16 protein-coding genes and 1 pseudogene are annotated in these 17,119 nt (G+C 66.7%); 9 read left to right on the top strand and 8 right to left on the bottom strand.

The features are described 5' to 3' along the window. Positions 1-34: 34 nt before the first annotated feature. Genes dpdA through ACSP97_RS12195 form a run of 3 tightly spaced genes read right to left on the bottom strand, consistent with a single transcriptional unit; the run spans position 35 to position 2,984 of the window. On the bottom strand, positions 35-1,288 hold the full coding sequence (dpdA, locus tag ACSP97_RS12205; protein ID WP_355327182.1) for a tRNA-guanine transglycosylase DpdA: 1,254 nt from the start codon (positions 1,286-1,288) through the stop codon (positions 35-37). Next, positions 1,285-2,427 (bottom strand): DGQHR domain-containing protein DpdB, encoded by a 1,143-nt coding sequence (dbpB, locus tag ACSP97_RS12200; RefSeq protein WP_330340139.1) that lies wholly within the window; start codon positions 2,425-2,427, stop codon positions 1,285-1,287. Before dbpB ends, dpdA begins: the two co-directional genes overlap by 4 nt. After that, on the bottom strand, positions 2,424-2,984 hold the full coding sequence (locus ACSP97_RS12195) for a hypothetical protein (RefSeq protein WP_440557477.1): 561 nt from the start codon (positions 2,982-2,984) through the stop codon (positions 2,424-2,426). Before ACSP97_RS12195 ends, dbpB begins: the two co-directional genes overlap by 4 nt. A gap of 440 nt (positions 2,985-3,424) precedes the next feature. On the opposite strand from ACSP97_RS12195, the gene queC reads away from it, so the two are divergent. From queC to ACSP97_RS12160, 7 genes are all read left to right on the top strand, one after another. Then, entirely contained in the window at positions 3,425-4,135 is a 711-nt protein-coding gene (gene queC / locus ACSP97_RS12190; protein ID WP_440557475.1) for a 7-cyano-7-deazaguanine synthase QueC, read from the top strand. Positions 4,136-4,137: 2 nt separating this feature from the next. Further along, the gene (queE, locus tag ACSP97_RS12185) at positions 4,138-4,773 is read left to right on the top strand and encodes a 7-carboxy-7-deazaguanine synthase (RefSeq protein WP_355327176.1); all 636 of its coding nucleotides are present in this window, start codon (positions 4,138-4,140) and stop codon (positions 4,771-4,773) included. After that, positions 4,773-5,129 carry a 6-carboxytetrahydropterin synthase QueD gene (gene queD, locus ACSP97_RS12180; protein ID WP_136239805.1) on the top strand — a complete coding sequence of 119 codons (357 nt, stop codon included), beginning with the start codon at positions 4,773-4,775 and terminating at the stop codon, positions 5,127-5,129. Before queE ends, queD begins: the two co-directional genes overlap by 1 nt. A 2-nt stretch (positions 5,130-5,131) precedes the next feature. Beyond that, the gene (locus ACSP97_RS12175) at positions 5,132-5,899 is read left to right on the top strand and encodes a GTP cyclohydrolase I FolE2 (RefSeq protein ID WP_355327172.1); all 768 of its coding nucleotides are present in this window, start codon (positions 5,132-5,134) and stop codon (positions 5,897-5,899) included. 64 nt (positions 5,900-5,963) lie between these two features. Beyond that, positions 5,964-6,778 (top strand): IS5 family transposase gene (locus ACSP97_RS12170; RefSeq protein ID WP_440556604.1). Its coding sequence is split into 2 segments (ribosomal slippage): positions 5,964-6,312 and positions 6,312-6,778, totalling 816 coding nucleotides; the frame shifts between segments, so codons are not numbered across the junction. Between the two features lie 51 nt (positions 6,779-6,829). Beyond that, positions 6,830-7,644, top strand: a protein-coding gene (locus tag ACSP97_RS12165; RefSeq protein ID WP_440556604.1) for an IS5 family transposase whose coding sequence is annotated in 2 segments (ribosomal slippage) — positions 6,830-7,178 and positions 7,178-7,644 — 816 coding nt in all. Because the reading frame shifts where the segments join, the coding sequence is not laid out codon by codon here. A 50-nt stretch (positions 7,645-7,694) separates the two neighbouring features. Further along, a protein-coding gene (locus ACSP97_RS12160) for an IS5 family transposase (protein ID WP_440556174.1) occupies positions 7,695-8,554 on the top strand; the annotation gives its coding sequence in 2 pieces (ribosomal slippage) (positions 7,695-8,036 and positions 8,039-8,554; 858 coding nt in all). 517 nt (positions 8,555-9,071) lie between these two features. Here the strand turns inward: ACSP97_RS12160 and ACSP97_RS12155 are convergent. The 3 genes and pseudogenes from ACSP97_RS12155 to ACSP97_RS12145 form a co-directional block, all read right to left on the bottom strand. Further along, a pseudogene (locus ACSP97_RS12155) lies at positions 9,072-10,575 on the bottom strand (amino acid permease). Beyond that, the gene (locus ACSP97_RS12150) at positions 10,565-11,443 is read right to left on the bottom strand and encodes a hypothetical protein (protein WP_440557472.1); all 879 of its coding nucleotides are present in this window, start codon (positions 11,441-11,443) and stop codon (positions 10,565-10,567) included. The pseudogene ACSP97_RS12155 and the gene ACSP97_RS12150 overlap by 11 nt, the downstream one beginning before the upstream one ends. A 168-nt stretch (positions 11,444-11,611) precedes the next feature. Further along, positions 11,612-12,172 (bottom strand): L-threonylcarbamoyladenylate synthase, encoded by a 561-nt coding sequence (locus tag ACSP97_RS12145; protein WP_355323920.1) that lies wholly within the window; start codon positions 12,170-12,172, stop codon positions 11,612-11,614. A gap of 843 nt (positions 12,173-13,015) precedes the next feature. Between ACSP97_RS12145 and ACSP97_RS12140 the strand changes: the two genes are divergently transcribed. Beyond that, positions 13,016-14,080: a fatty acid desaturase family protein gene (locus tag ACSP97_RS12140; RefSeq protein WP_440557470.1), complete on the top strand. Its 1,065-nt coding sequence runs from the start codon at positions 13,016-13,018 to the stop codon at positions 14,078-14,080. 296 nt (positions 14,081-14,376) lie between these two features. Here ACSP97_RS12140 and ACSP97_RS12135 read toward each other — a convergent pair whose 3' ends face one another. Then, the gene (locus tag ACSP97_RS12135) at positions 14,377-15,066 is read right to left on the bottom strand and encodes an ANTAR domain-containing protein (protein WP_355144460.1); all 690 of its coding nucleotides are present in this window, start codon (positions 15,064-15,066) and stop codon (positions 14,377-14,379) included. A 51-nt stretch (positions 15,067-15,117) separates the two neighbouring features. Between ACSP97_RS12135 and ACSP97_RS12130 the strand changes: the two genes are divergently transcribed. Beyond that, positions 15,118-16,212, top strand: coding sequence for an anti-sigma factor RsbA family regulatory protein (locus tag ACSP97_RS12130; protein ID WP_440557469.1), 1,095 nt, complete (start codon positions 15,118-15,120; stop codon positions 16,210-16,212). Between the two features lie 4 nt (positions 16,213-16,216). Here the strand turns inward: ACSP97_RS12130 and ACSP97_RS12125 are convergent, their stop codons facing one another. Further along, positions 16,217-17,053 (bottom strand): EamA family transporter, encoded by an 837-nt coding sequence (locus tag ACSP97_RS12125; RefSeq protein ID WP_440558411.1) that lies wholly within the window; start codon positions 17,051-17,053, stop codon positions 16,217-16,219. Between the last annotated feature and the right edge of the window lie 66 nt (positions 17,054-17,119).

Here is a 17,119-nt window from a genome sequence, read left to right as displayed (position 1 = left end):
GAACAATTGGTAGATAGCGGATGGGTGCGGGTCGTCATGCGAGCTGTGTGTCTGCACCAGCGGCTGGCCGCCGAAATCGCAGATCCCGCATCTTGGCTTCGAGGACGGTCATGTTGTGGAAGCCTCGTCGCTTGTTGCGTTCAGTACCACGGAAGATCACTATCTCGATGCCTAGGTCTTTGCAGAGGTCACAAGGGCAGTCGTCCCATGGCCGTTCGTCCAAGGTCTTCCTGTAGTGCTTGCTGTACTTCTCCTTCTTCTTCTCGTCGACGATCGTCAGGTAGGCCTCCAATGCTGCCACGGCCTCGTCTAGCTTCACCTGCTTCTTGTCGTAGGCGCGGAGAGCCCGCAGGCACTCTCGCTCTGCCTTGATCGCTGCCGCTTGAGAGACCTGCCCGGCGAGGATCAGCCGTTTCAGGGTTGGGTTCCCGTCGACTTGCGGGACTCTGATCGCTGTGTAAGTTCCCTTGTCAGTGTGGTAGTTGTTGCGCTCGTCCATGAAGGCCTGACGGAACGCGGACGTGCTGTCGAAGCTGGTCACACCGCGGTCCCAGAACTCCTCCATGCTAGCGATCCGCGTGATCCCCAGCAGGTGTAGCTCGGTCCCCTCGTGGCGTACTTCCTTGACCTTGTCAAGGCAGGCGATGATCTCGTGGGACTTGAGCGGAACCATGCCGCCGAGCGCGATGCGCTTGTATCCCATGTCCTGCAGTCGAGCCACGCTGTCTGCGTAGCTCGCGGGACTCCATCCTTGCGCGGCTCCGAGCGGCTGGAGTTTGCTCCTGCGGGCTTCAAGCTCGGCGAGGAATTTTTCAGCAAGATCAAGTGAAATGTGGCGCCGCTTGACCCATGCAGGGTCCACGTCTCGCTCGGAAGCCTCGGGCTTATAGCCGAAGATCACATGGTCGATGCTCACGCCCTCGTCAAACTGACACTTCTCATAGAATTCAATGACTTGCTCAACCGTGTACGGAGGCTCTTCCAGGTCAATGTAGTTGAACGCGCCGCAGTCGCCGAGGCTGGACATTCCCTCAGGGAGACGGAAGAATTCTCGAACCCCATCTCGATAGAGTCGATACCTTTGCCTATCGCTGTATTTTCCAGCGCCCTTCACGGAGCCGTCGACAATTGCTTTGCTGACCAGGATCCCCTCGTATGGGATCGGATGCACGACCTGGTGAGCGTATTTATCGTCGCGCTGCCGGACACGGTGGGTGGGATATTCCTCGTCGATAAAGTCATAGGTCGGACTGACCTGATCTTGACTGTCCGGGAAGTAGAACTTCACGACGCGCTCATCCTCGACTGAAGGTAGATTCGGATCAAAAGGTTGGACAGGGTGCTGATATGGCGGGGAGTGTTCTGGAGTTCATTCCAGGGGATGTTGAGCTCTGGCCAGCGACCCTTGGTCCAATGGCAGTAGGGCTTAACCAACGCCAGTTCCGCCATGGCCCTGTTGTAAGCGTCCTTTGATCCGATGTCCGCCGCGCCAAGAACGCGGTCCATTATCCGATCCATGAGGCGTCCCATTGATCGAATTCCGACACCATGCATGAGTCGGCTCCGAGCGGGCGAGAGTCCCCACGCATCCGGGAAGGTGTCTCTTACGGCTGTCCAGTAGACGACGAGGATATCCCTCATCGCTGCCGTGTCGGTGGTTCCGTTGGAGAGGTTCTTGTATGGAAACAGAACCCCTGAGGGAGAGAGCGACTCTTCAATAGCCGAGATGAGGCTGTTGTCCTTGACGACTGCCTCGGACTTCCTCTCGCCTGCTGTTGACGCCTGCTTGATCAGCCCTCTGAACGGTGAATCACTGTCCTGGTTCAGGGCGTTGACGAGCGCAGAGGGAAGCTTCCGAGCGGATAGCTTGGTGGGGAGTTTGGTATTGACCTCGGGCAGGAGTTCAGACACCAGGTTAGTGGGAAGGGGGGACACGGTGTTGACGCGGAGGAACTGGTCGCGTTGGACTTCGAGGTCTTCAGCAACGAAGCCGGCAATGGCGATTGGGAGCTTCGATCGCTTGGTACGCGCGAGCGCGAGGCTTCGCTGCTGTCCGTCTACAATCAAGGCGGGGCGAGGTGCTTCGTCAGATTCCGGTAGCGGGATCTCGATAGTCCCGATTGTCGCCAACCCGTCGGTGCTGTTGGGCCCTCGGCTGCCTTTGAACCGGACCGAGGAGGGAAGGGCGAGGATGAGGCCGTTCGGGAAGAGGACGTTTTCGCTGTCAAGGTAGTCGAGGATCTGCTTGACGTGCTGCTTCTTCTCGGGCCGCTGATAGCCAAGCAGTTTCCCTGCCTCGTCGCGGGAGATCCGTGCGACGTCGGCAACACGGTCTACCTCTCCGGCCTGCAGGGCGAAGAGGTAGAGGGGAATGTCTGGATTCTGCTCGATACGCAGTGCTCTGCGCCGGATCGGGTTCTCCGTCACGACTGCCCCACGGTCTTGATGTATAGGTTGGCGAAGCGGCTCTGTTCGCAGGCCCGGCCCTCAGCTCGGAGCTGGCGCAAGAGGCGTGTCCGCGAGATCCCCGGCTGGGATGCGGTTTGCTGTCGGACGAATGTGATTACCTCGTCATCGGTCATCGGCTTGCGGTTGTGCTGCTCGGGCCTCGATTCGCTAGCCGCCCACTTCTTCCAGGAGCCGCTGGTAGCTGGCGAGGTGAGTTGACCGTCCTCGCAGTGCTGGAGCCATGACGCGGCCATGCGCACGTTCAGGCTCGTCAGTGTTCCGCCCAGGGCATGTCTGAGTCCTGCATCGGCCGGGACTCTTTGGATGCCGGGGATCTCTTCGACGCCGCCGACGAGGAGTGCCTCACTCGCAACCGCGGCCAGGGCACGCAGTTCTTCTCCCATGGCTTTCGCATAAACCTCGGAGAGCGCCACGAGGACGGGGCCGTTCTTGCCGAGCTCCTGCAGCGTTGCGCGGCCCGTTCCCTCTTGGAGACGGCCCCACCATTGAGCACTGCCTGCCGCGGAGGTAGCCACCGAGTCTGCGTGTCGGGTACTGAAGGTCGCCGCGTACGAGGGAGCTGACGCAGATACCGGCTGAAGACCGAGGCCGGCGGATGCTACCCAGAGGTCGGCGGCGAATCCTGCCTTGGAGGCCGTATCAACCAGACGCCGCGCCTGCGCCCAGTGGTCGCCGCGATAGAGCTCGGCGAGTGCGTGCGTGTGGGAGGCACCCTTAACGCGCTCAGCCCAGAGCGCAGCGCGCTCTTTCACAGACCCGCTCGGGAGCGACCTCGCATGCAGTGCATCCTCTGGCGCCGCAGCCTTGCGGTCTGTGCACGTGACTACCAGCGTTAGTTGCCTCACGCGGCCCTGCTCCCCGACGAGTATAACTGGAAGGTTGTTGCCGTTACTCTACCTGCCAGTTTTCACGCTAGTGTTCAGCTGTACACGTGAGGGCTAACTAGGGAGCAGGCATGGCGGAGCGTCCCGCGATCGTTCTACTGAGTGGCGGGCTGGACTCGACGACTGTTCTGGCGATCGCCAAGGACCAGGGCTACACGCCGTACGCGCTGAGCTTCCGCTACGGCCAGCGGCACAGTGTGGAGCTTGAGGCCGCGAAGCGCGTGGCTGCGGCGCAGGGGGTCGCACGTCATGTGATCGCGGACATCGACCTGCGGGTTTTCGGTGGCTCGGCGCTCACGTCGGACATCGAGGTTCCGAAGCGCGAGTCTCTGGACGCCGCTGACGACAAGGGCATCGACAGCAGCGTGCCCATCACCTACGTTCCGGCACGCAACACGATCTTCCTGTCTTTCGCGCTGGCGTACGCGGAGACGGTCGGGGCGAGCGACATCTTCACGGGCGTGACCGCCGTCGACTACAGCGGCTACCCGGACTGCCGACCCGAATACATGGAGGCCTACGAGCGCATGGCCAACCTGGCCACCCGCGCCGGGGTCGAGGGCACGCAGAAGCTCAAGCTGCACTCCCCGCTCATCTCCATGTCGAAGGCCGACATCGTCCGTGAGGGCCTGCGCCTCGGTGTCGACTACTCCCTGACGTCCTCGTGCTACGACCCGGACGATCAGGGACGAGCCTGTGGGCACTGCGAAACCTGCCTGCTTCGCCTCAAGGGATTCGCGGAAGCCGGCGTCACCGATCCTGTGCAGTACCAGGGCGCGTGAGAATGACCTACCTGGTCAAGGAGATCTTCTACACCCTGCAAGGTGAAGGGAGTCACGCAGGCCGTCCGGCTGTCTTCTGCCGCTTCTCCAGGTGCAACCTGTGGACGGGCTTGGAGAAGGATCGGCACCGTGCGATCTGCCAGTTCTGCGACACAGATTTCGTCGGAACTGACGGAGAGGGTGGCGGCAAGTTTCGGACCCCGGACGACCTCGCTCAGGCGGTCGAAAAGGCGTGGCCGTCGGCATCTAGGGAGCACCGCTTCGTGGTGTGCACGGGCGGAGAACCGCTTCTGCAACTCGATGAAGAAGCGATCGATGCCCTTCATGCACGCGGCTTCGAGGTGGCAGTCGAGACGAACGGCACGCGTGTGCCGCCCAAGGGCATCGACTGGCTCTGCGTGAGCCCCAAGATTGGCTCTGAGCTGGTCGTGACCAGCGGAGACGAACTGAAGTTGGTCTACCCCCAGTTGGGAGGTGACCCACGTCAGTTCGAGCAGTTGGACTTCCGGTACTTCCGCCTCCAGCCCATGGACAACCCTGACGTTGAGGCCAACACCAGGGCGACGGTCGAGTACTGCATGAAGAACCCGCGCTGGACTCTCTCTCTCCAGACGCACAAGTATCTGGGAATTCAGTAATGGAAATCTTTCGCGAGTTCACGTTCGAAGCCGCGCACCGTCTGCCCAACGTTCCTGAGGGACACAAGTGTGCGCGCCTCCACGGCCACTCTTACAAGGTCATCGTCCACGTAGAGGCACCCGTCGACCCTGAGGCGGGTTGGGTCATGGACTTCGGGGACCTCAAGAAGGCGTTCAAGCCCATCGAAGCCCGACTCGATCACTACTACCTCAACGACATCGAGGGTCTGGACAACCCGACCAGCGAGGTCCTCGCCCGCTGGATCTGGGATCGGTTGAAGCCGGCGCTGCCCGACCTCTCTGCACTCACCGTCCGCGAAACGTGCACGTCCGGCTGCACTTATCGGGGCGAGTGACCATGCACGACATCCAGAACGAGACCGATGCCCGAGGTATCGAGATCGACGACGTGGGCATCAGCGGGCTGCGGTACCCGCTGTACTTCGAGGACGGTCACCTCCGCCAGGAGGGCATCGCCGAGATCGAAGTGACCGTGCGGCTCCAACACGACCGCCGCGGAACTCACATGAGCCGCATGGTGGCCTTCGCGCATGAGTACCTGCGCCGGTTCGATCCCCGCAAGCTGCCATACCTCCTGAAGGTCGGGGCGGATCTCCTGGACGCGCCGGCTTTCGCAGTGGCGATCGATCTTCCCTTGAGTACGACAGTGGTGGCACCTGCTAGCGGTCAGGAGTCGCTACAGGTCCACGATGTTCGCTTCGAAGGCCGCTGGGACACCGGTGCCACCTCGGTGGTCACGTCCGTCACCACCGAGGTGACCAGCCTATGTCCGTGCTCGAAAGCTATCTCGGACTACGGTGCGCACAACCAGCGCAGCCAGGTCACTCTGTCCGTGACGGGACACGGGGATACGCCTTACCCCTTCGGTGTGCAGGAGGCTGTCAGGCTTCTGGAGCGGTGCGCGTCCGCGCCGGTCGTTCCCTTGGTGAAGCGCCCCGATGAGCGAGTGCTGACGATGCAGGCGTACGACCACCCCATGTTCGTCGAGGACATGGTTCGGAAAGTCAGCTACGACTGCCGCGAGCGAGGTCTTCGCCACCGTGTGAAGGTCCGCAACCTGGAAAGCATCCATAGCCACGACGCCATCGCTTACGTCACTGGATAATTTTTGTGGCCGGTGCAGGGGCTTAGACCGTGTCCTACATGGCCAGTTGGTCGTTGGTTCGGTTATGGGGAGTGGGCGGTGGGGATGGATCGTTCCGGATGGCTTATGGGAGATCGCCAGGCCGCTGCTGCCGCCGGCGCGGGTGCGTCCGCAGGGCGGTGGGGTCGCGAACATCGATGACGAAGCGGTGTTCGCCGCGATCATCTATGTGCTGGTCAGTGGCTGTGCCTGGCGGGCGTTGCCGCCGTGCTTCGGGGCGTCGAAGTCGACCGTGCACCGTCGGTTTCTCATCTGGTCCCGGGCTGGTGTGTGGGGACGACTGCACCAGAAGGTGCTCCAACTCCTGGACGGTCAAGACCTGATCGATCTATCCCGAGCGGTCCTCGACTCGGCCCATGTCCGCGCTAAAAAAGGGGCGAACTTGCAGGTCCGAGCCCCGTGGACCGGGGTAAGCCCGGTTCCAAGATGCATGTCCTGTCGGATGCGAACGGACTGCCCCTACGCGTCGGACTCTCGGCGGCCAACACCCACGACAGCCTCGCCCTGAAGCCGATGCTGTCCCATTTCCACATGGGACACGAATCCCATGCGAACGATTCCAAGCCTGGGCGGCTTCACGCCGACAAGGCCTACGACGTCCCTCACCTGCGGCGATGGCTATGGGGCAAGCACATCGGCGTCCGCATCGCACGCAAGGGCATCGAGTCCAGCGAGCGGCTGGGCCGCCGCCGCTGGGTCATCGAGCGCACGATGTCCTGGCTGACCGGCTACCGACGTCTCAACCACCGCTACGAGCGTCAGCCAGGCAACTACCTGGCCTTCCTCGGACTCGCCGCCGCCCTCTGCTGCTACAAGCGACTCCTCAAACGGACCATGTAGGACACGGTCTAAGACCGTGTCCTACATGGCCAGTTGGTCGTTGGTTCGGTTATGGGGAGTGGGCGGTGGGGATGGATCGTTCCGGATGGCTTATGGGAGATCGCCAGGCCGCTGCTGCCGCCGGCGCGGGTGCGTCCGCAGGGCGGTGGGGTCGCGAACATCGATGACGAAGCGGTGTTCGCCGCGATCATCTATGTGCTGGTCAGTGGCTGTGCCTGGCGGGCGTTGCCGCCGTGCTTCGGGGCGTCGAAGTCGACCGTGCACCGTCGGTTTCTCATCTGGTCCCGGGCTGGTGTGTGGGGACGACTGCACCAGAAGGTGCTCCAACTCCTGGACGGTCAAGACCTGATCGATCTATCCCGAGCGGTCCTCGACTCGGCCCATGTCCGCGCTAAAAAAGGGGCGAACTTGCAGGTCCGAGCCCCGTGGACCGGGGTAAGCCCGGTTCCAAGATGCATGTCCTGTCGGATGCGAACGGACTGCCCCTACGCGTCGGACTCTCGGCGGCCAACACCCACGACAGCCTCGCCCTGAAGCCGATGCTGTCCCATTTCCACATGGGACACGAATCCCATGCGAACGATTCCAAGCCTGGGCGGCTTCACGCCGACAAGGCCTACGACGTCCCTCACCTGCGGCGATGGCTATGGGGCAAGCACATCGGCGTCCGCATCGCACGCAAGGGCATCGAGTCCAGCGAGCGGCTGGGCCGCCGCCGCTGGGTCATCGAGCGCACGATGTCCTGGCTGACCGGCTACCGACGTCTCAACCACCGCTACGAGCGTCAGCCAGGCAACTACCTGGCCTTCCTCGGACTCGCCGCCGCCCTCTGCTGCTACAAGCGACTCCTCAAACGGACCATGTAGGACACGGTCTTAGACGGTGTCTTGATTGGTGGAAGCTCGTTGTCTGTCGTATGGGGATAGTTGAGCGGTTGGTGCCAGACGCGCTGTGGGAGTTGTTCCAACTGGTGGTGCCCAAAGTATCGGTGCGTCCGCAGGGCGGGGGCCGGCGCCGGTGTGACGACCGTGCGGTGCTGGCCGCGATTGTGTTCGTGGCCACCTCGGGCTGCACCTGGCGGCAACTCCCGCCAGTGTTCGGTGCTTCCTGGCAGACGGTGCACCGGCGCTTTACCGACTGGTCGACGGCCCGGGTGTGGGCCAAGCTGCACCGGGTGCTGCTGGATCGGCTCGGTGCGGAGGGAGAGGTGGACTGGTCGCGCTGCGCGATCGACTCAATCAGTCTCCGGGCGGTCAAAGGGGGCCCTTGACGGGACCGAATCCGACTGATCGTGGGAAGAAAGGTTCGAAGATCCATGTCATCTGCGACCGCACTGGTCTGCCCATTTCGGTCGGCATCTCCGCCGCCAACCTGCACGACAGCCAGGCACTGGTGCCGCTGATGCAGGGTATTCCGCCGATCCGCTCCCGCCGAGGTCCCAGGCGTCGCCGCCCAGCCAAGCTCCACGCCGACAAGGGCTACGACTTCGACTACTTGCGCAACTGGCTGCGACGGCGACAGATCGTGCCGCGCATCGCACGCCGCGGCAAAGAGAACTCCGGCCGCCTCGGTCGGCACCGCTGGGTCATTGAACGCACGCTGTCGTGGCTGGGCGGCTGCCGACGTCTGCACCGCCGCTACGAGCGCAAGGCCGAGCACTTCCTCGCGTTCGTCGGTCTCGCCAGCGCTCTGATTTGCTACCGGCGACTGCTGGAATCAACGATTCTGAGCAGCAACGCTGGCGAACAGAACAGCCGCAGCGCCGAGAACGAGTAGGTGAACGGACCCGGCGATCCACAACCGCAGGCCCATCAAGCCGCCACCAGGTACAACCGCTGCGCAACCACAGAGCCATGCCCCGCGCCGCCCGGCTTGGGCAGTGCGAATCCCGGACGATCCGAAGTCATCACCCGAGAACATCACATGCGCCCCGAGCCAGACGATAAGCATGGCCGACACCGGAAGAAGCACGATCGCGAGCCCAAGATCCAACCACACCGAAGGACGCTGCATGTCCGCCAGCATGCCGCGCCACCCTCAGACGCACCTGAGTATGGGTACTCATCCCGCACGCCAACTGAGACAACCTCTTACTGGAGCGCCCAGCGGCCGTGTCTTGCGACCCGATGCGATTTGCGAAATGAGACACCGGCCATCCAGCGCGGTCTGAGGGTGACACGAGGGTTGTACGACAGTGGTACGACCTGAAGCTTTCCTGTTCCGTTGGTTTCCTTTGCTGCAGTGCGTGTGCCGACCCGGTTGGGGCGGCACACGCACTGCAGCACTGTTTGACCTACCGGCCAATCACTCCTTCTGCGGCAGCGTCACGCCGGAGAGCTGAGTGCCGTGGCTGCGCAGGGTTGAGGAACCACTTGCGCGCGGAGGCCAGCCACCAGATGCCGCAGAAGGCGATGACGACTCCGACCGCGACGGGCGCGTAGTTGAAGGTGTTCGCGGTGACGGGGGAGGTCTGAGGCAGCATGAACAGCACGATGATCACGAGCACCCAGACGACGGCGATCGTGCCGACGACGGGGGACCAGGAGCCGAGGTGCCAAGGGCCGCGCTCGAAGCGGCTCCCCTGGCGGAGCCGGAGGTAGGTCGGGACGACGTAGGCGATGTAGAGGCCGATGGTCGCGATCGATGTGACGGCCGCGTACGCCGTGGTGTTCCACAGGTAGGGCAGGCCGAGGGCGAAGGCGCCGCCGGTGGCGAGCCAGACGGCGTTGGTGGGTGTGCGGGTGGAAGGGTTCAGCTGGTGCCAGACCTTGGAGAAGGGCAGGGCACCGTCGCGGGAGAAGACGTAGATCATGCGCGAGTTAGCGGTGACAGACGCCATGCCGCAGAAGAGCTGGGCGACGATTACGACCAGCAGCAGCCACTTGCCGGCCGCGGCGCCGAGGGCGTCCATGAGGATCTGCGCCGGGGGCCCCCGGTCCCGGAGGCGAGTGCGCCGGTGTAGGACTGGATGGCGTAGGTGAAGCCGAACAGGAGGACGAAGCCGGCGGCGAGGGAGACGAGGATCGAGCGGACGATGCCCTTGGGGCCGGCGGTGGAGGCGTCGATGGTCTCCTCGGTCATGTGGGCGGAGGCGTCGTAGCCGGTGAAGGTGTACTGCGCCATCAGCAGCCCGATCAGCACCACGTAGGTGCTGGAGGAGAAGCCGGTGTTGTTGACGAACTCGCCGAAGACGAAGCCGGTCGACTGGTGGTGGTTGGGCACGAGCACCAGGGCGCCGCAGATGACGACGACGCCGAGGATGTGCCACCAAATGGAGACCTCGTTGAGGAAGGCGACGATGCGGACACCGAAGGTGTTCAGCACGCCGTGCAGGGCGAGGTGATCCCGAACAGCGTGACGGTGTGGCCGGGCGTGGCGGTGAAGCCGAACTGAAGGTCGAGCAAGGCGTTGAGGAAGCTGGCGGCGCCGAAGTCGACGCCCGCGGTCACCGCTATCTGGCCCAGGGCGTTGAACCAGCCGGTGAACCACGCCCAGGCCGCGGCGGTTCTCGCGGGGGCCATGCGGTGTGCCCAGAAGTACAGGCCGGCGCTGGTCGGGTAGGAGGAGCAGACCTCGGCCATTGACAGGCCGACGAACAGCCAGCCCCACATGATCACGGCCGGGCCGCCGGTGTTCATGCCGTAGCCGTAAAGGGTCATGCAGCCGGACAGGATCGAGATGATCGTGAAGCTGACTCCGAAGTTGGCCCGGCCAGACATGGAACGGGCTAGCGTCTGCTGGTAGCCGAGTTGCTTCAGGCGTTCCTCGTCGGACACGCGGGAGACGTCAAGAGGCATAGGAATGCCGCCCTTCGTACGTTGATGGGTGGTCTCGGTGCTCAGTGGTGCCGGCTCCGCGGCGGGCTGTAGGCCCAGGCGCGGTGCCGCAGGAACAGTTGGTCAGCCTGGCCGCAGTAGATCCAGGGGACTTGAGTGGCGTATGGGCCGATCGCGTCGAAGACCTCTGCAGCCTCGCTGTGGCGGTTGGCGAAAGACAGGGCGTGCGCGAGGTAGTTGGCGTCGTCCGCGAAGCAGGCGTGCGGACGAGGCGCGCGCGGTAGTGCCACCAGCGTTCCAACACGTGATCGATCTGCGGGCAGTCGATCCAGGGGTGGATGGTCAGCCCGTACGCCATTTGGTCCATCTCTTGTCGTGAGCGATGGGCCTCGGCGACCACGACCAGCGGCAGGACCGCGATTGGCAGTCCCCGTGGGGCAATGGACGCCTGCTCTTCGGCCCACCACATGGCTTCCCCCGGCTCGCCGTGGTAGCGCGGGAACAGGTAGGTGACGGCCTCATGGTGTGCCTCGCGGTTCCAGGGATCACGCTGCTTGATCTCCGCCCACACCTGCCGCAGGGTCGCCCGGTCTGGAGCGTGCGTCCGCAACAGTGCGAGCATCACCACCAGCGGCGCCACGTCGTGCGGCCACACCTCCAGCGCGGAACGACAGGTGGCCCACGACTCTTCCATCAGCGACCAGCCGGAGTTACGCCCGGCGATCATCGCGCGGAGCGCCTGCACGTTCGCGAGGAGGGCCAGTGCGTGTGGCGAGCGCGGCTCTGCCTTCGCCCAGGTGTCGGCGAACCGCAACCGCGCCCCCGCTTCGGCGAGGACCTGCAGGCGGAATATCCTGCGATCCCAGTCGGCACCGGTTGAGGCCAGCAAGTCCCGCGGGCCCTCCCATCGCCCCATGGAGGCGTCTTCTAGGACCCGTCTCAGCGCGTCATCATCTCTTGCCGGGCGCATGTCAAGAGATGGCTGACCTCCAGTCGTAGGCATCATGTTCGCTCCGGTAGCCACCTCCTGCCTGCTCAGCACGAGGAGGCGAGGTCGTCAGGCGGTCCGGATCTCGGTGCCGAGCGCCGCCGAGATGGCCCGCTGGTGGACGAGTCCTGTGCGCACCAGCCTGGCCTCGGGGGTGAAGCAGTCAACGATGGTCATGTGGTTCGCCGCCGGGCACACTCCGCCGTTGACGATGACGTCGGGCTCCAGGCCGGAGGCGGCCAGGAAGGCGTGGACCTGGTTGATGGTGATGGCCGGGCCCGGGTCGTCCGGGCCGGCGTCTCCGGAAATGTTCGCTGTGGTGGCCGCGAGCGGGACTTTCACCGCCGACGCGAGGTCCCCGAGGATGCCGGGGGCGACCGTGACCAGGGCAGGTGATCCGACGGCCGCATGCTGGGCGGCGTCTTCCGCGTTCTTCCACGGCAGTAGCAGCGCGAGATCGCCGGGCCAGAAGGCTCCCGCGAGTCGCCTGGCCTCTGGGCTGAGGATGAAGCGTTCCTCGCAGGAGGCGGTTGAGGCCGCTACGTAGGCAAGGGGCTTACCGCTCGGGCGCCGCTTGCCCGTGATGATGTCGTCGCACGCCCGCGCGTTGCTCGCGTCGGCGCAGACCATGTACCAGCGCCTGAATTGCCCAGGTCAGCAAGCGAGCAGGTTGCATGCCCACGTCATCTGGAGGGCTACTTTGCTACCCTGTGAATAGGCGGCTGACCTGCGGAAACGTCGCGCGGCTCCACCCTCGGGCGAAGAGGGCGGAGCCCTTCTCGTCGGTAAGGCACTCCGCTGCGTCCAAGTTCAACCGGAGCGCATCTCGCGGTGGCGACCAGGGCCTTAGCGAATGAGGTGGCGCCGCGGCTATCTCATCGCGCGTCGAGGGGCCGGCGAAGGGACCTTCCAGGGACCCGAAAGGCGCCCAGGGGCCAGCAAGGGACCGGAAGGACCCGGAAAGATCAGGAAGGGCACTGGCCTCAGGCGTATGGCAGCACGGCTCTGACCTGCGGATACAGGAAGCCGAGGGCAGTATTAGGAAGATCGCGGAAGATCCTCAAAGGACTCATAATCCGTCGGCCGTGGGTTCGAGTCCCACCCGCCCCACCCGTCGCAGGTGGCTACAGGACCGTTTCTACCTGCAGAAACGCGAGAACGAGGGCCGCCACTCCAGAGTGGCGGCCCTCGTTCATTCGATCAGGCCAAGACCCGCTGGACGCGTGGCGGGCGCGGGGTGGACGCGTGGCGGGCGACATATCAAGCCATGATCGACTCGCGCCGCTTCAGCCGGACGGACGTGGCGAGACCGGCTCTTTCAACAGCGCCGCCCGTTCAGGCGTTCGGCCACGAGCCGCCGGACCGTACGGGCCGGGTGTGGTCGGCACCCCGGCCCGGCCGGGGGGAAGCCCCCCTGCCGTCCGGTGGTTGGCAGGCTGTCCCGAGCGGACGGCCGTCGCAAGACTCGACGGCATGACGATTTCCACACAGGCACCCGTGGCCGCGGGTACCTCCGCCGCCGGCAGCGACTACGCCCGCCTCACCCGGCGCATCACCGATGCGGGGCTGCTGGAGCGGCGCCCCGGCTACTACGCGCTGCGCCTCGGTGTGGTGGTCGGGCTGCTGGCGGCGGGCTGGGGGGCCTTCCTCGCGCTCGGCGACACCTGGTGGCAACTCGCGGTCGCCGCCTTCCTGGCGCTGGCCTTCGGCCAAGTGGCCCTCGTGGCCCACGACCTGGCCCACCGGCAGGTCTTCCGGCGGCGCCGGCCGAGCGAGATCTGGGGCCGGCTCTTCGGCAACCTCGGCATCGGCATGAGCTACGGCTGGTGGATGAACAAGCACACCCGCCACCACGCCAACCCCAACCACGAGGACCTCGACCCCGACGTCGCCCCCGACATCCTGGTGTGGTCCACCGACCAGGCCCGTGCCAGCAGTGGTCCGGCCCGCCTCATCGGCGGCCATCAGGCGTACCTCTTCTTCCCGCTGCTGACCCTGGAGGGATTCAACCTGCACGTCGCGAGCGTGCGGGCGCTGCGTTCGCCGTGGATGAAGAGCCGGTTGCCGGAGAGCCTCCTGCTCTTCCTGCACATGGCGGTCTACCTGTCCGCGCTCTTCGTGGTGCTCCCCCCGGGCAAGGCGGTGGCGTTCCTCGCCGTGCACCAGTGCCTGTTCGGTGTCTACCTCGGCTGCACCTTCGCGCCGAACCACAAGGGCATGCCGACCTTCAGCGGCGACGAACGGCCCGACTTCCTGCGACGCCAGGTGCTCACCTCCCGCAACGTGCGCGGCGGACGGCTCACCGACGTGCTGCTCGGCGGGCTCAACTACCAGATAGAGCATCATCTGTTCCCGAGCATGCCCACCCCCCATCTGCGACGCGCACGGCTGGTGGTGCGCGCGTACTGCGCCGAGATCGGTGTGCCGTACCACGAGACCGGACTGCTCCGGTCCTACCGCGAGGCGCTCGCCCATCTGCACCGGGTGGGGGAACCGATCAGGCGGCGGCGCCGGGCGGCCAGGACCGGCCGGGCCTGAGCGGGCCGCGGCCGGGGGGCACGCGGCCGGCCGTCGTAGGCGGCGCGCCCCCGGCCGGTTGCGCGCGGTGCCGCGGCCGCGGAAAGTGCCGGAAGGAGCCGCGTACTTGGCGGATGCCGGTCACCGAGGCTTGAAGCACACCCGGTGTGGGCACGGACCTCCTACCGGTGTCGGCAGGAGGAGACGTCATGGACCGTCGGATCCGGGTACGCGTCAGCCGGCGGCCCACCGCGCCGCGCGAGCAGGAGATCGACCGCAGGACGCCGTCGGGGCGCGTGCTGCCGTACTGACCGGCGTCACACGGGCGCCCGGGAGACATGGCGGGCCGCCGCCGCGCGCAGGGCCGCCCGCAGGGGTTCCGGCGGGGGCGGGCCGTCGGGAGCCGCGCTGGCGGTGATCGCGTCGGCGATGTGGCGCAGCTTGGTGTTGGTGCGCTGCGAGGTCTCGCGCAGGATCTCCCAGGCCTGGTCGGGGGTGCAGCCGTGGGCGGCCATCAGGACGCCGCGGGCCTGGTCGATCACGGGACGGGAGTCCAGGGCGTGGCGCAGCTGCGCTATCTCCATGCGCAGCACGGCCAGTTGCTCGGCGCGTTCGCGGGCCACCGCGGAGGCCGTGCGCTCGCGGGAGTCCGCGGGCGGGCCCGTGCGCAGCGGGTCGGTGGTGTCCAGACCGATCAGCTCCAGGACCCGGCGCGGCTGGCCCCGCCAGCGGCCCGTGGTGACCCGTACGCCCTGCCGGTCGCCGTACTCGGTCAGCAGGTCCAGCAGGGCGAGCCCGGTGGTGTCCATGAAGGTCACCCCGGCCAGGTCCAGCTCCACCTCGGTGATGCCCGAGGGCAGCCCGGCGAGGGCCTCGGCGAGGGTGTTCGTGGCCCCGTGGACCAGTTCGCCGTGCGCCGTGAGAAGCGCCCGGCGGCCGTCGGTACGGCCGTCGATCGTCAGGGCGTTCAGCAGCAGGCCGTGGGCTCCGAGTCCCGCTGAGGTCATGTCTCCCCTCCCGATCGGCCCTTTGGGCGCCACAACCGTCGCCTGCCCTGCGTGCCGACGGCTACACCCGTGGCCCGTGCCACGTGCCCCGGAGCGCCGGGCGCGATCCGTGCCCTCCGTCCCCCTGGGCCGCGCCGGCTCGCATGGTCGCGGCCGGGGAGGGCAGGCGCGGCCGTGGTCCATGCCCCCGGGAAGCAAGGTGCTCCCGTGCACGGAGCGGCCGAGCCGTTCGCCCATCCCGCGCTGTTCTACGGCGACCCGCACGCCTACCTGGCCGGTACGGTCCCCTTCGTGCGCGCCGGGCCGGCCGCGGGCGAGCCGGTCGCCGTCGCCGTGCCGGGGGAGCGGCTGCGGCTGATCCGGGACGCGCTGGGCGCGGACGGCGCGGGGGTGCGCTTCCTGGACATGCGGGAGGTGGGCCGCAACCCCGGCCGGATCATCCCCGGGGTGCTGCGCGCCTTCGCGGACGCGCGGCCGCCCGGCCGGCGCGTCCGGATCATCGGCGAGCCCGTCTGGGCGGGGCGCGGCCCCGCCGAGTACCCCGCCTGCGTCCAGGACGAGGCGCTGATCAACGCCGCGTTCCGGGGGCGCGAGGTCACCATCCTGTGCCCGTACGACACCGCCGGGCTGGACGCGCGGGCCCTGGCCGACGCCCGGGGCCACCCATCCGGTCGTCATCGAGGACGGCGAGGAGCGGGCCGGCGCGGCCTACGACCCGCAGGGCGTCGTCGCCCGCTGCAACGTGCCCCTGCCGGCCGCCCCGGCCCCCGGCCCCGGGGCGCTCCGCGTCGCCTTCGACGAGGACCGGCTGCCCGACGCGCGGCACCTGGCCACGGACCACGCCAGCGGGCTGGGACTGACCGGCGAGGCGCTGGAGAACCTGGCGCTGGTCACCGCCGAGCTGACCACCAACAGCGTGCTGCACGGGGGGGTTCGGGCACGCTGACCGTGTGGGCCGAGGACGGCCGGGTGCTGTGCGAGGTCCGCGACCGGGGCCGGCTCACCGATCCGTTGGCCGGCCGCCGCCCCGTCGGCCGCGACCGGCGCGGCGGCCGTGGGCTGCTGCTGGTCAACCTGGTGTCGGACCTGGTGCGCGTGCACACCGGTCCCGACGGCACGACCATCCGCTGCCACCTCGGCGGTTGACGCGTCAGCGCATCAGGCCGATCCCGGTCAGCACCACCGCTCCCGCCACCAGCCGCAGCCGGCCGAAGGGTTCGCGGAACACGAGGGTGGCGATGACCGCGGCGACGAGGATGCCGGTCTCGCGCAGGGCGGCGACCGCGGCGACCTGGCCGTGGGCCTGGGCCCGGACGACCAGGCCGTACGCCGTCATGGACAGCACCCCGCCGGCCAACCCGGTGCCGGCGACCGGGCGGAGCTGGGCGAGCAGCCGCCCGCGCCGCCGGGCCAGCGCGATCAGCGGCATGATCGGCCCCTGGAGCAGGAACAGCCAGGCGGTGTAGGCGAGCACGTCAAAGGAGTGCCGTACGCCCACGCTGTCGACCAGGGTGTACGAGGCGATGATCGCGCCCGAGCCGAGTGCCGCGCCCAGGGCCGGCAGCTGGGCGCGGCCGATCCGGCCCGAGGCCAGCGCGAGGGCGGCCAGGCCCCCGGAGACCAGCAGCACGCCCGTCGCCTGGACGGGGCTCAGCGTCCCGCCGAGGAGGGTGACCGAGGCGATGGCCACGAGGAGCGGGGCGACCCCGCGCGCCAGTGGGTACATCTGCCCGAAGTTGCCCAGTTCGTAGGCGCGCAACAGGAACAGCTGCGAGGCGACCTGGAGCGCGGCCGAGGCGGCCAGGAACGGCCAGGCTCCTGCCGGGGGCAGCGGGGTGCAGCAGACCAGGACGGCCGCGCAGCCGGTGCACGCGAGGCTGATCAGGGTGAAGCCGATCAGCTTGTCCGGTATCCGGTGGGCTATCGAGTTCCAGACGGCGTGCAGCACCGCGGCCGTGAGGACGGTGGCGAGCACTCCGGCGGACATGGTGGCCGGCATGGCGAGGCGACTCCTGGCGGGGAGGTGTGGAATTCAATTCCACGCTAGGCTAAG

The sequence above is a fragment of the Streptomyces sp. SCPE 10 genome, from assembly GCF_051980735.1.
Classification (GTDB): domain Bacteria; phylum Actinomycetota; class Actinomycetes; order Streptomycetales; family Streptomycetaceae; genus Streptomyces; species Streptomyces misionensis.
The sequence above is the reverse complement of the archived record's forward strand: the minus strand, read 5'-3'. Positions and strand labels throughout refer to the sequence as shown.